11 protein-coding genes and 1 pseudogene are annotated in these 13,799 nt (G+C 43.4%); 4 read left to right on the top strand and 8 right to left on the bottom strand.

The window, feature by feature from the left end:
- The first annotated feature begins 28 nt into the window (after positions 1-28).
- Together FSB73_RS15540 and FSB73_RS15535 are read left to right on the top strand one after the other, a co-directional pair.
- The gene (locus FSB73_RS15540; protein ID WP_146784167.1) at positions 29-703 is read left to right on the top strand and encodes a CPBP family glutamic-type intramembrane protease; all 675 of its coding nucleotides are present in this window, start codon (positions 29-31) and stop codon (positions 701-703) included.
- Positions 704-1,048: 345 nt separating this feature from the next.
- Positions 1,049-2,101, top strand: coding sequence for a DUF6807 domain-containing protein (locus FSB73_RS15535; RefSeq protein ID WP_225974062.1), 1,053 nt, complete (start codon positions 1,049-1,051; stop codon positions 2,099-2,101).
- A gap of 35 nt (positions 2,102-2,136) precedes the next feature.
- On the opposite strand, the gene FSB73_RS15530 is transcribed toward FSB73_RS15535, so the two are convergent.
- The 3 genes and pseudogenes from FSB73_RS15530 to FSB73_RS15520 form a co-directional block, all read right to left on the bottom strand.
- Positions 2,137-2,637: a cupin domain-containing protein gene (locus tag FSB73_RS15530; RefSeq protein WP_146784161.1), complete on the bottom strand. Its 501-nt coding sequence runs from the start codon at positions 2,635-2,637 to the stop codon at positions 2,137-2,139.
- Between the two features lie 254 nt (positions 2,638-2,891).
- Positions 2,892-5,194 (bottom strand): annotated as a pseudogene (locus tag FSB73_RS15525) (GH92 family glycosyl hydrolase).
- Positions 5,195-5,521: 327 nt separating this feature from the next.
- Positions 5,522-6,211, bottom strand: coding sequence for a GLPGLI family protein (locus FSB73_RS15520; RefSeq protein WP_146784158.1), 690 nt, complete (start codon positions 6,209-6,211; stop codon positions 5,522-5,524).
- A 159-nt stretch (positions 6,212-6,370) separates the two neighbouring features.
- Here FSB73_RS15520 and glgB point away from each other — a divergent pair, with 159 nt between their 5' ends.
- Positions 6,371-8,326 (top strand): 1,4-alpha-glucan branching protein GlgB, encoded by a 1,956-nt coding sequence (gene glgB, locus FSB73_RS15515; protein ID WP_146784155.1) that lies wholly within the window; start codon positions 6,371-6,373, stop codon positions 8,324-8,326.
- A 71-nt stretch (positions 8,327-8,397) separates the two neighbouring features.
- Entirely contained in the window at positions 8,398-9,009 is a 612-nt protein-coding gene (locus FSB73_RS15510) for a peptidylprolyl isomerase (protein ID WP_225974061.1), read from the top strand.
- Between the two features lie 156 nt (positions 9,010-9,165).
- Here the strand turns inward: FSB73_RS15510 and aspS are convergent, their stop codons facing one another.
- From aspS to hisF, 5 genes are all read right to left on the bottom strand, one after another.
- Positions 9,166-10,998: an aspartate--tRNA ligase gene (gene aspS / locus FSB73_RS15505; protein WP_146784152.1), complete on the bottom strand. Its 1,833-nt coding sequence runs from the start codon at positions 10,996-10,998 to the stop codon at positions 9,166-9,168.
- 93 nt (positions 10,999-11,091) lie between these two features.
- Positions 11,092-12,054, bottom strand: coding sequence for a TlpA family protein disulfide reductase (locus tag FSB73_RS15500; protein WP_146784149.1), 963 nt, complete (start codon positions 12,052-12,054; stop codon positions 11,092-11,094).
- A gap of 350 nt (positions 12,055-12,404) precedes the next feature.
- On the bottom strand, positions 12,405-12,602 hold the full coding sequence (hisE, locus tag FSB73_RS25220) for a phosphoribosyl-ATP diphosphatase (RefSeq protein WP_225974060.1): 198 nt from the start codon (positions 12,600-12,602) through the stop codon (positions 12,405-12,407).
- Entirely contained in the window at positions 12,523-12,894 is a 372-nt protein-coding gene (locus FSB73_RS25215) for a phosphoribosyl-AMP cyclohydrolase (protein WP_225974059.1), read from the bottom strand. Before FSB73_RS25215 ends, hisE begins: the two co-directional genes overlap by 80 nt.
- A gap of 56 nt (positions 12,895-12,950) precedes the next feature.
- Positions 12,951-13,709 carry an imidazole glycerol phosphate synthase subunit HisF gene (gene hisF, locus FSB73_RS15490; RefSeq protein ID WP_146784146.1) on the bottom strand — a complete coding sequence of 253 codons (759 nt, stop codon included), beginning with the start codon at positions 13,707-13,709 and terminating at the stop codon, positions 12,951-12,953.
- Between the last annotated feature and the right edge of the window lie 90 nt (positions 13,710-13,799).

The following is a 13,799-nucleotide window of genomic DNA, read 5'->3' as shown; positions in this document are numbered from 1 at the left end:
TTGACAACTGGCCTTCCTCAAATTTAAAATGGAGTTATTTCCCACTACTACTGAGCTTGATCTACCCATAAAACAAAAACTGTTAGCGGTACTTAAAGCGTATGGCTGGTGCCTTCTGCTAATACTTGTTGCTGCGCCCATTGTTATGATGACTAATTATTGGATTAAGCAGCTATTTCAGGTGGATATCACCCACACCAATCAGATCACGACCTTAACAAAGTCCCCCTTGGATAAATATCTATATGTGCCAATCTTAGCCCCTTTGATGGAAGAAACGCTTTTCAGGCTCTGGCAGGACTACAAAATAAGAAGCCTTGTCATCTCCTGTGGCCTGCTTGCCTTATTTATGTTTGCCAGTTATATGCGTCACCATCACCTTATTTGTATTTTCCTCGCAGCAGGTGCGGTGATTGTAATCTTTCTCTTATGCTTAAAAAGAAAACCATGGAATACCCTGCTGACAGTACCGTTTGCCTACCGCAAGATCTTGTTTTATGCAGCAGCCATCCTTTTTGGACTGGTGCACCTAGGCAATTTTTCACCTATTTACCCAAAGCTACTTTGGGTGTATCCTATTTTCGTTTTGCCTCAACTACTCACGGGATTTGTGCTGGGCCATGTCCGGCTTAGATACGGTTTTTTTTATGGCTTTTTACTGCATTTTATCATCAATTTTGTCTTCATCTTGCATTATTTATAAAAGCAGGAGCTACACTACCCTGACTGAAGCCCTATCGCCTTTTCAAGCTGCCAAAATCACAAAAAAGTGCTGGTCCATTTACCAAAGATAAATAGCACTAATTTTTCCATTTTGCTGCTAATTAATCAACTAACCAAATTTGTCATTTTACAAGCTTATAATGGCTTTGTAACCTATTTTCATAGGCCTTATCTCTGTTAATAATACCCTCCTTCAAAATCAACTTCAATGATCCGCAGCTGCACGGCACCTACGGAGGCTACCCCAAATGCCCATTTTTACCGATTTATGGCTATTTTTAGACAAATTTCCTTTTAGCCAATCTTAAAGTAAAACAAAGTGGGGATGAAAATAATATTACAAGCAGGGATTACTATCGGTTTAATCAGTTTTGCACTATCTGGGACAGCGCAACGACACAGATATACGGTAACAGAAAATAAAGCGAATAATGAGATTGACATCAAAATTGATGGTAAGTTATTTACAGCTTACCTCTATTCAGACAGGTTGATGAAACCAGTGCTGTATCCCATCACCACTGCAAATGATGATACGATCACCAGGGGTTGGCCGCTGGCACCTCGCCCGCTGGATCATGTGGATCACCCCCATCATATTGGCCTCTGGTTCAACTATGAAAGTGTAAACGGGCTGGATTTCTGGAATAACTCTTCTGCTATAGCCCCTGAGAAAAAAAGCCACTATGGCCGCATCCGCCATGTACATGTAGATAAAATCACCACTGGCAAGGATGGTGCAACACTTCAGGTCAGCGCCTTTTGGGAAAATGCAGCGGGGAAAAGACTACTCAAACAGCAGACAAAATACGTTTTTGCCCAACTAAAAAATATGCGCACCATTGAAATGAGCGTAAAACTCACTGCTTTGGACAAGGAGGTCGATTTTAAGGACACCAAAGATGGCCTAATTGCAATCAGAATGCGAACTGAACTTGAACAACCTTCTACTGTCCGGGAAAAATATATCGACAGCTCGGGCCATATAGCCACAAATAAGCAGACCAACCAGGCAGTTGCAACTGGACTTTACAGAAGCAGTGCAGGCGTTAAAGGCGACGCAGTATGGGGCAGCAGGGCTAAATGGGTAGCGCTTGATGGCAGGCTGCGTAACAAAGATGTATCGATTGTTATTTTGGATCATCCAGTAAATATCGGCTATCCAACCTACTGGCATGCAAGAGGCTATGGCCTTTTTGCGGCCAATCCCCTGGGGCAAAAAGTCTTTAGCAACGGCAAAGAAGCCTTGAATTTTTCCTTAAAGCCAGGCGCATCCGCTCAGTTTAAGTATAAGGTACTGATCACAAGCCCTAAGCACCTGACAGATCAACAAATCACAAGGGCAGCTCAAAAGTTTTGGAACACCAAATCTTTTTAAGCGTTTAGTTACAAAAACAATTGATAAAACCTAGCTCAGTCCAGATAATCAGGGGGATAGATCGTTTGACCCATACGCTCACCAAGGGTTTTTAACTGCTCTTTTTGCGCTTCAGTTACGGGTTGAACCGGCAAAAACTGCCCGGGGGCAACAGGCGTCCCTATAAGTGCAAATACCGCTTCCAGACCGGCAGGCATTACCGTACAAAGCAGCCGGGCATTTTCTCCCGATTCATTTTTAAAGGCGTGTACACCGCCCTCATAAGGAATATGAACAAAACCACCTTTACCGATGGTAGCGTGTCCTGCCTGCGTCTTAAAAGTCACCTCCCCTTCCACAACATAAAAAAACTCTTGCATTTTTGGATGGGCATGTGGAGCTGGTCCGCCACCTGGTGGCACCAGCATATCAAAACAACTATAAGCTCCTGCCGTCTGGGCGCCTGTTACAATCATGCGGTAATTATTACCGGCAACACCCAGTGTATCACCCGCATTAGCTTCTATGACCTTTATATTGGTTGATCCTGTTTGCATCAGCTTACTTATTAATTTTTAAAATAGTTTACCAAAACTACCTTTATTTTATGAATATAACGGCTCAGCGGGTAAATAGTAACACCCTATTCGCAAAATGCAGTAAGTCACCGTATTTGTTCTGACGTGCAACATCAATGATATAAAATGCAAAAGGGCAACAGCCGACTTATCAAAGATGAAGTCTCGACTGTTGCCCTTTTAATTGTAATGGCTAAATAAACCTATAACGTATAGTATTATATCTTCGCGGCTTATTGCTCTAGTGATAAAGAGAACGGCCTGTCGCTCGCTTTCACCCCTCTGTTCTTATTGGGCTGGCTACCCATTTTGACATTGATGACTGCCCCATTTAAAAGATCTTTATGGGTGATAAAGTCTTTGCTGTACGCTTTACCATTCACGGTCATGCTTTCAATATAACGATTTTCTTTGCTGTTATCAGGGGCATTAATCACAAAGGTTTTACCGTTTTCCAGTTGTACGGTCATTTTCTTAAACAGTGGTGCCCCCAGGGTATATTGTGTAGAGGCCGGACATACCGGATAAAAGCCCATCGCTGAAAATACATACCAGGCGGAAGTTTGCCCATTATCTTCATCACCGCAGTAGCCATCGGGGGTAGCTTTATATAATCTGTTCATGGCCTCTCTTACCCAATACTGTGCTTTCCAGGGAGCGCCCGCATAACTATACAAATAAATCATATGCTGGATAGGTTGGTTACCATGAGCGTATTGCCCCATATTCATCACCTGCATTTCCCGCATCTCATGGATCATCCCACGGGATTTATGGCCGGGAGCTGCAAATAACGGCGGTGCAGAAAAGACAGAATCCAGTTTCTGGATAAAGAATTTATTGCCCCCATTAAGTCTATCAGCCCTTGTACATCCTGAAATACAGACCAGGTATAATGCCAGCTATTGCCCTCAATAAAATCCCGGCTCCAGCTATAGGGATCAAAATCAGCAATAAAAGAGCCGTCTGTATTTTTACCCCGCATAAAGTTTGTGGAAGCATCAAACACATGTTTATAGTTGAGCGCTCTTTTTCTGTAAAGATCCGTTTCAGCCTTGGGTTTACCCAGGGCCTTGCCAAGCCTGTAGATCGCATAATCATCATAGGCATATTCCAGGGTACGGGCCACGCTATGGCCGGCCTTGGTATCACTGGGTACATACCCGTATTTATCGTAATCCTCAAATCCGACCCTGCCGGACGCTTCAGGGCCTTTGCTATGTGCACCATGCACGACTGCATCATATAATGTATTGATGTCATAACCGCGAATACCTTTCAGGTAAGCACCTGCGACAACGGAAGCAGAATTTTGTCCCAGCATGATATTGGAATATCCGGGACTGGACCATTCTGGCAGCCAGCCGCCTTCTTTATAATCATTAATCAATCCTTGTTGCATTTCTTTATTGACATCTGGAAAAGCCAGACTCAAGAAGGGATATAATGCCCGGAAAGTGTCCCAGAATCCGGTTCCCCCAAACATATAGCCGGGTTTTACTTCTCCAGTATATGGACTCCAGTGCACCGGTTTCCCTTCAGCATTGATTTCATATAGTTTGTTAGGAAAGAACATCATCCGGTACAGACAGGAATAAAAGGTCCTGGTCTGGTCTACTGTGCCGCCTTCGGCCTTAATACGGCCCAACTTATCATTCCAGATCTTGCGGCCTTCTGTCACCATCTGATCAAAGCCTTTACTGCCCTGTTCTCTTTTCAGATTTAATTCTGCCTGCGCTTCACTGATAAAAGAAGAAGCGACTCTTGCATGAATCTTTTCTCCCTGAGTCGTTTTAAAACCAATAACAGCCAGTACATGATCTGCCTTGAGTGATTTTTCATCAGTTAAGGTTTCATTATCATATAGCTGACTGAAATCAAACGGCTTATCCAGATAAATAACAAAATAGTTTTTAAAGTTTTTTAGCTTTCCTCTGGAATATCTGGAGGTATATCCAACAATCTTGCGTTCAGCAGGTATTACTTTGATATAGGAGCCTTTGTCAAATGCGTCAATTACCAAAGCCGCGCTGTCTGATTTGGGATAAGTGATCTGGAACTGCGCCGTACGCTCCGTTGGCGTAAGCTCAGTCGTTACATTGGCATCTGCCAGAAAGACTTTATAATAATAGGGTTTTACCGTTTCTGCTTTATGAGAAAACCAACTGGCTCTTGCTTTTTGGTCCACTTTCACACCACCCGTGGTAGGCATGATAGCAAACTGACCATAATCATTCATCCAGGGAGAAGGCTGATGGGTTTGTTTAAAACCGCGGATTTTGTCAGCTCCATAAGTATATTGCCAGCCGCTACCCATTTCACCGGTCTGTGGCGTCCACATATTCATGCCCCAGGGCATACCAATGGCGGGATAGGTATTGCCATTAGAAAGTTCAAATTTTGAGTCCGTCCCCATCAGTGGATTCACATAATCGACCGGATTTTGCAAGTGGGAGACAAACTGCGCATTTGCCTGTAGCGTGATAGCGCCCAAACCCAGGCCCAAGGCCAGAAAATTCAGTAATACTTTTTTCATTAAATTGATTTTTGATCAGTAAACGTAAGCCTATGCCTTAATTTCAGCTTGATTTGGTATTAAACCTCTATATCCTGCTAATACAAAGCATACGGGCAGTGAATGTATGATTTTTTGTCATTTTCCTTCCATTCTGATAGCAGCAATAACAATTTGGATAAAATTGACTAACATTTTAAATTAGAAAACGCTTGGACCGGGCGCAAATCCATTCATAAAGGCCGGTAATCCTGGAAGATTAGATATAAATCTAAAGGCAAATAAAACAGTTGATAGATCCAGATTCCAGCTGGTATTACAAGATTGATTTTCCACTGTATGATCCCGCTAATCCTCCTGTTTTAACCTATTGGGATCCAATAACCTGTAACCTTCTTTTGGAATAATAAAATCTGCTGCCGGTACGGGATTAAAACTAATTTTGGTCGCCGTAAAGGTGATTTTGTATTTATGCATGACCTGAGCTTCGTATTCAAGGATTAATCCAGGAATCAGTTTAAATTCATAGGGATTATCCCCTACCGTTGTTTTAAGTTCCGGCGTATAATACATATTGATGGTGGCGCCATCCTTTAAAGTAGCAATTGCCTTAATACAGTTATAACCCAAGATTTTTTTGCTGTCTTTTTTATCAAAATCTACCTTCATGTCCCGGTATTTACCGTATTGGTTTTCCCACTGCTGCTTGCTGAGTACAGACATATAATCCTGATCATTGAGGTGATAGAGCACATAAGCCTTATCCCCATTCTGGTTATAGATAATTGATTGGGAAAAACCATTAAATACCATAGTGGATTTACTCATACCTCCCCTGACCAGTAGCGTTTTGGAAGCAGATTTGATCATATTAGAATCCAGGTGCTGGTTATTGCCGGCCGTCAGTTCATAATGCAGGCTCAGATCTCCAACTGTCTTTTGCGCAGATAGACTTGTAAAACAACCTAACAGCACCAAAATAATCAGTGCCAGCCGGCCTGTTTCCAATACAATTTTTATAGGTTTAAATACAGACATTTTTTTTCTCTCCAAAAAAGAAATCAAGGCTTATAATAATTCATTCTTTTAAATCCCGCTTGATTTATTTCTACCAGTGAAAATAATACATTATCGCCTTAGTTACAACAATTTTATTCCTCTGGAATGTTGTATATTGCTTAAAAATTGACAATTTCCATGCCCACTCCTACTAAAATAAAATATGAACAACGTTATTTTGTGGACAGCAGCAAATCCGTTTGGAACTATTCGTTGTTTACAGATGAGGATATTACGCTTTTCCAGCAGGGAATCCATTGTGGCATGCATCACTTGCTTGGCAATCATCAAATTGAGGTCATGGGCACCAGGGGCACTTATTTTGCCGTCTGGGCACCCAACGCTGCAAGTGTAAGAGTCGTAGGGGATTTTAACAACTGGGACAGTGATGCCCACCCCTTAATTGTCCGCCAGGACAATTCCGGCATCTGGGAGGGCTTTATTGCTGAGGTAGGAATGGGAGAACTCTATAAATACCGCATTATCACACCAGAATCAGCCGTATTGGACAAAGCAGACCCTTATGCCTGTTACTGGGAGAAAAGACCGCTTACGGCCACCATCACTTATGAGCCTAAATATCCTTGGACAGATAATGACTGGTTGCGCAAAAGAAAAAAAGTCAATAGTCTGAATGCGCCTTTTTCTGTTTATGAAGTGCATCTAGGTAGTTGGATGCGTCCGGATCCTAACAATGAAGATAGCTATAACAGCTATCTGAATATGATCGATTTACTTGTTCCTTATGTAAAAGAAATGGGTTTTACGCATGTAGAATTTATGCCGGTTATGGAATTTCCCTATGATGGCAGTTGGGGCTATCAGGGTGTCGGTTATTTTGCGCCCACCAGTCGCTTTGGGACACCGGAAGATTTTATGAAGCTCATAGACGCTTTCCATAGTGAGCAGATCGGTGTTATTTTGGACTGGGTTCCCTCCCATTTTCCAAGAGATGCACACGGTCTTTATCTTTTTGACGGTTCCAATGTTTATGAATATGCGGATAGCAGAAAAGGATACCATCCAGATTGGAACTCATATATTTTTAATTATTCCAGGGGAGAAGTCAGAAGTTTTTTACTCTCCAGTGCCCATTACTGGTGTGAGCAGTATCACGCTGATGGACTGCGCGTAGATGCGGTGAGTTCTATTTTGCGTCTGGACTATAGCAGAGAAGAAGGACAGTGGGAACCCAATGAATTTGGGGGTAACGGCAATACGGAAGCCATCGCTTTTGTCAAACTTCTAAATGAAACGCTTTACCGGGATTTTCCGACTATACAGGTTATAGCTGAGGAATCAACTGATTGGCCAGGTATCAGCCGGCCAACCTATCAGGGTGGAATGGGCTTTGGTATGAAATGGATGATGGGCTGGATGCACGATACAATTAAGTATTTTCAGCGGGAACCCGCGCACCGCCCCTATCATCAAAATGAATTCACTTTCTCCATGGCCTATTTTTATAACGAAAACTTTATGTTGCCGTTAAGCCATGACGAGGTGGTTCATGGTAAAAGTCCCATGATTTATAAAATGCCGGGGGACGATTGGCAAAAATTTGCCAATCTGCGGCTACTGTATACTTATATGTTTTGCCATCCGGGCGCGAAACTACTTTTCATGGGAAATGAAATCGCTGCCACCCAGGAATGGAATTACAAAGGAGAACTGCCCTGGTCACTACTAATGTGGCCCAGCCATCAGGGCATGAAAAAATGTGTCAGTGATCTGAATCTCTTATACCGGACAGAAGGCGCTCTTTTTGAAAAACAGTTTGATAAAGCAGGTTTTGAATGGGTAAATCTGCATCATGAAGACCAGGCCATCATCGTCTTTAAAAGAAAAGGCCTTAAAAGCAAAGATGATCTAGTCATTATCTTAAACATGCGCCCGGAAGTCCACTGGAATTTTGAGTTGGAACTATACGGCAAAAACAAATGGACAGAGATCTTTAACTCTGATAAGGAGCTTTATTGGGGGTCAGGCAATGTTTATAACACAGAAATACCCATGGAAGCATTGGATAAAAAGGCCAAACATTACCTTGTGAAAGTTCATTTACCGCCCCTGGCAGCCATTGTTTTAAAATAAAACAGCAAGAAGAAAGCAAAAAAAGAAGAAGACTTACTCTATTAATAAATAGCCACAGATTAGTTGAAGCAATGATGAAGACTTTAATATCCCTTCCCGCAAAAAGAATTTTAACCGGTTTATTATTTTCCATTATCCTGGCCAGTTGCGGTCATCAGTATGCTCATCCGCACGTATTAATTGAGACCAAGTACGGCGATATAGAAGTAGAGATTTATCCCGACAAGGCACCGGCAACCTGTAAGGCATTTCTCTCATACGTGCACCAGGGATTATACAAGAATTCCAGTTTCTATCGGGTGCTAAATAGTGATAATCAGGCCTCAGATGCGCCCAAAGCGGAACTTATCCAAGGGGGCATCTGGCAGACAAACCCAGACAAACTCCGTACACTCAAAGGTATTCCTCATGAATCTACCAAACGTACCGGCATCCTGCATAAAACAGGCACCATATCGCTGGCCAGAGAAGCGCCCGGTACGGCAAATTCTGAATTCTTTATTGTGATAGGTGATCAGCCAGGCTATGATTCGGGGGGCGCGAATAATCCGGATCATTTAGGATACGCTGCCTTTGGCCGGGTGGTGCGGGGTATGGACATTGTTATGCTGCTCTATGATAAACCTGAAAGTGGGCAGTCTTTTGATCCGCCTATTCCTATTTATGATATCAAGCAGCTTTAGCAGTAGCCGTGCTTTACCTTGAATATGTAGCGTATCTTATAGGGCAGCGCCCTTTGATCAAATGATCAAAGGGCGCTGCCCTATAAGGTTGTTTTTGGGATAGCCTATTTACAACTTGCATATATTCAGGTACTTATCCCGTCTGACTTTGCATTTTTAAGGCTTGCCCGGCGCCAACTTGAGCGCTAATTCATCCAGTTGCTTTTGGTCTACACCAGAGGGCGCATCAATCATAACATCCCGTCCACTGTTGTTTTTAGGAAAAGCAATAAAATCACGGATACTCTCACTGCCACCTAGTAGGGCGCAAAGCCTGTCAAAGCCAAAGGCCAGGCCGCCATGCGGTGGTGCCCCATATTGGAAGGCGCCTAACAGGAAGCCAAATTTCTCCTGCTGTTCCTTTTCGTCCATCCCCAAGGCAGCAAACATTTTCTCCTGCAATTCCTTTTGGAAGATACGGATCGATCCGCCACCGATTTCATTACCATTTAAGACCATATCATATGCATTGGCCTTAATATTCGCATAAGGATGTTCCAAATATTTTTCCGGATCGCTGATTTTAGGATCATTGCCAATCATGCGCTCAATATCACTGGGCTTGGGAGAGGTAAAGGGATGATGTTTGGCGACCCACCTGTTTTCTTCAGGCGCATATTCAAACAGCGGAAAATCAAGGACCCATAACAGTTTGTACTGATCTGCTCTTCTCAGCCCGAGACGTTTGCCCATTTCCAGGCGTAGTTCACTGATCGCCTTACGGGTACGCTCCTCCTTACCAGCCAGGATCAATACCAAATCACCTGCTACCGCACCTGCTTTACCGGCGATAATGCTCAGGCGGTCGCTGTCATAAAATTTATCAACGCTACTCTTATAAGTGCCGTCGCTTTGGCATTTGATATACACCAGTCCCATCATACCAATCTGCGGTCTTTTAACCCAGGCCGTTAATTCATCGAGCTCTTTGCGTGTATATTCGGCTCCACCGGGTACGGCGATCGCCACAACCGTTTCAGCTTCATTAAAAACCTTAAAGTCAACCCCTTCAAAAATGCCCTCAACGGCAGGTTTAGTCGGAAAAGTATGGGCTGGAAATTTTAAGTTGGCCAGTTCCATGCCAAAGCGGATATCTGGCTTATCATTGCCATAACGCCACATGGCCTCTTCCCAGCTAAGGCGAATAATCTCTTCTGTATACTGCTTTGCCAGGACATCTTCAAAAACCTTGCGGATCAGCCCTTCAAACATCTGCAGCACATCTTCTTGTTCAACAAAAGCCATTTCGCAGTCAATCTGGGTGAATTCCGGTTGACGATCTGCCCGCAAATCCTCATCCCTGAAACACTTGACAATCTGATAATATCGATCATACCCGCTGATCATCAACAGTTGTTTGAAGGTCTGCGGGGATTGTGGCAAGGCATAGAACTCCCCTTCATTCATCCGGGAAGGCACAATAAAGTCCCTGGCCCCTTCTGGTGTTGATTTAATCAAAAAAGGTGTTTCTATATCCATAAAGCCCTGATCGTGCAGATAATTTCTAACAGAACGGCTCACCTGATAACGCAGCTGAAGGTTCTTTTTAACCGCGTTTCTTCTCAGGTCCAGATAACGGTATTTCATGCGCAGGTCCTCTCCACCATCTGTATCATCTTGAATGGTAAATGGAGGCACGGCTGATTTGTTTAAAACAGTAAAGCTTTCCACCAGTATTTCAATTTCACCGGTCGGAATTTGCTTATTTTTATTGGAACGCTCGGCCACCTTTCCTTTGACCTGAAGCACGAACTCACGACCCAGTGGCGTTTGATCCAGCTGTTCATTTAAGGCTTCTCCAAAAAGCAACTGTGTCAGTCCGTAGCGGTCTCTGAGATCCACAAACGTAATGGATCCAAATTTACGGATGGTTTGTACCCATCCCGATAGGGTAACTTCCTGTTGTATATTTGCCAGTGTTAATTCACCGCAGGTATGTGAGCGATACATATAATTGATGATTTCTTTTTTAGGGCCACGAAGATAAGGTTTATTCAGGATTTACACACTGAGAGAGAGAGGATCTGACGGGCCGTCTATCCATTACCGGGCCATAGCACCCGATTTGGCCATCAGTTTCAATAAACCCTGGGCGGAAATATTTTTGGCCACTATTTTACCCTCCGGCCCAATGAGTATATTTTGAGGTATACGGTGAATGGCATAGTTACGAACAACCGGGCTATTCCAGGCCTGTCCGTCATAAACATTGATCCAGTCTGTCCGGTCTTGTTTTTTGGCACGTAGCCAGGACGCTTTATCTGTATCTACGCTGACAGCTATTACTTCTAGCGGACGGTCTTTGAACTGGTGATAAACAGCCAGAAAGGAAGGCATTTCTGCCCGGCACGGACCGCACCAGCTAGCCCAAAAAAGTACCAATACGTATTTTCCACTGTACGCTTTGGTTGCGATCATGTGCCCCTGGTCATCAGGCAGCACAAAGTCAATAAAAGCCTGCCCGACCTGATTATTGGCCCTACCTTTTAATTCCTGCCGCAGATACGCCGCATAGCTATTGTTAGCGCCATTTCCTTGTAAAAGCCCAGCCAGACTATGTAACGTATCCTGATTGATCTCAATTTCTCTAAAGCAACTAATCAAAAGTGCTTTGGCGCCAGTGTCCTGATCTCTATGTTTCAATACGAACCGGCGCATGGCGGCTCTGTAATGACTTAAGACATTTTGATAGGCCCTCAGATTCGCCTTGCGCTGGGCCGGCACCTGAGGTTGCTTTATGGCTTCCTGATAGTGGGTAACACTGTCTTCCAGTCTGGAAAAGTGCTGATTATACCAGGCCAGCTCTGCGCTGTCACTCAGCTCCGTCATCATGTTTTGCGCCTGGAGTGTAACCGCAATAAAGCTTAACAGTACCAAGAGCGTTAATTTTCCCAGGTGTGTATATAGCGTTTTACCAGACGTTTTACCCATTTTTTTACCCGGCGTTTTTAAAAAACGGTGGAAAAATAAAACAAAGGCCAATAAAGCTGTTTTTGTATGATTCATGAATCAAAACTAAATATTCAAATATTAGACGTAATCATCAACAAAAGCCAGGCCATGCTAAATATAACTAATGACCGAAATATTTTCACGTAAGTGCCACCCCTTCGGCCTGATTTCTGGCCAATAATGCTGGATAATGCGAAAATAGTAACCAGGTTTACATTTAGCATGAATTAAATTTTCGCCAAGCGCTACTGCGACCCTTATTTTCCGCTTATAGCCTTCCTGCATGCATTACTTCCCGGCAGCCTGATCGTGGCGCTTACGCAGCACCTGCAATACGTCTTCCAACCTGTATCCTTTTGCATTTAATAAAATCAGGTAATGGAAAAGCAAATCAGCACTCTCATTCAAAAGAGGCCTTCATCACTGTCTTTGGCCTCGATTACGACTTCAACCGCTTCCTCTCCTACTTTCTGAGCGATTTTATTGATACCCTTATTAAAAAGACTTTTAACATAGGACTTTTCATCTCCTGAAGTTTTCCGCTGCTGGATGATATTTTCTAATGCTACCAGAAAACTGCCACATTCGTTTTTCTCCCCCAACAAGTATCTGCACCTGTATGACAGACCGGTCCAAAGGGACAGCCTTAATCAGAATTGTATCCTGATCGCAGTCTACTTTCATCTCTTTAAAAAGCAAGTAATTTTCACTTTCTTCACCTTTTGTCCAGAGCCTGTTTTTGGATCTGCTAAAAAAAGTAACCTTGCCCAACTCCTTGGTTTGGTTTACGGCCGCTTCATTCATAAAGCCCAACATCAGCACCTTGCTGGTCTTAGCGTCCTGTACAATCGCAGGCACCAGACCATCGGGATATTTTGCATAATTAATTTCCATGCTTTGTTTTTTATATTTTCTTATCTTGGCTATTTACCTTGCTTTTATCATCTTTATTATCTTCTGACCGGTACGCCGGCAGCTGCCAGCTGTTCTTTCAGGTAACCGATTTCAATTTCCTTAAAATGAAAGATACTGGCAGCCAGCGCCGCATCTGCATGCGCTGTTTTAAATACATCTATAAAATGTTCTATGGTGCCGCCACCGCCACTGGCAATAACCGGTACGGGTAAGGTCCTTGCCAGCTGCGCTGTTATATCCAGCGCAAATCCTTGCTTGGTACCATCATTATTCATAGAAGTCAAAAGAATTTCTCCTGCACCCAGCGCCACTGCTTTTTGCGCCCAGTCTTCACAGAGCACTTCTGTTTTTAGCCGTCCGCCATTTAAATAGACATACCACTTGCCATCGGCTTCCTTTTTAGTATCAATGGCCAGTACCACACATTGACTGCCGAAGGCGTCTGCCATTTCTGTGATCAGTTCGGGCCGTTTAAAGGCCGCAGAATTAATTGATGTTTTATCAGCGCCGTTATTAAGGAGTACCCGGCCATCGGCTACTGAGCTGATGCCGCCACCTACCGTAAAAGGTATATTAATATGCCGGGCAATTTTGCTGACCAACTCACTTAAAGTTTTTCTTTTTTCTACCGTGGCGGTGATATCTAAAAACACCAGTTCGTCAGCCCCCTGATCAGCATAAAACCGACCCAGTTCAACCGGATCACCGGCATCTCTGAGACTTTCAAAATTAACCCCTTTTACGGTCCTGCCATTTTTTATATCCAGGCAGGGAATGATTCTTTTTGTCAACATAGTTATTAGGTGGTCAAAATTACTGGCATTCTACGGGAAAGACAAATAAAGGGCCGCTAACCCTTAAAAAAACAGTGCAAACACACCAAA

It is taken from the genome of Arachidicoccus ginsenosidivorans (genome assembly GCF_007971385.1).
In the GTDB taxonomy this organism is placed as follows: Bacteria; Bacteroidota; Bacteroidia; order Chitinophagales; family Chitinophagaceae; genus Arachidicoccus; species Arachidicoccus ginsenosidivorans.
The sequence above is the reverse complement of the archived record's forward strand: the minus strand, read 5'-3'. Positions and strand labels throughout refer to the sequence as shown.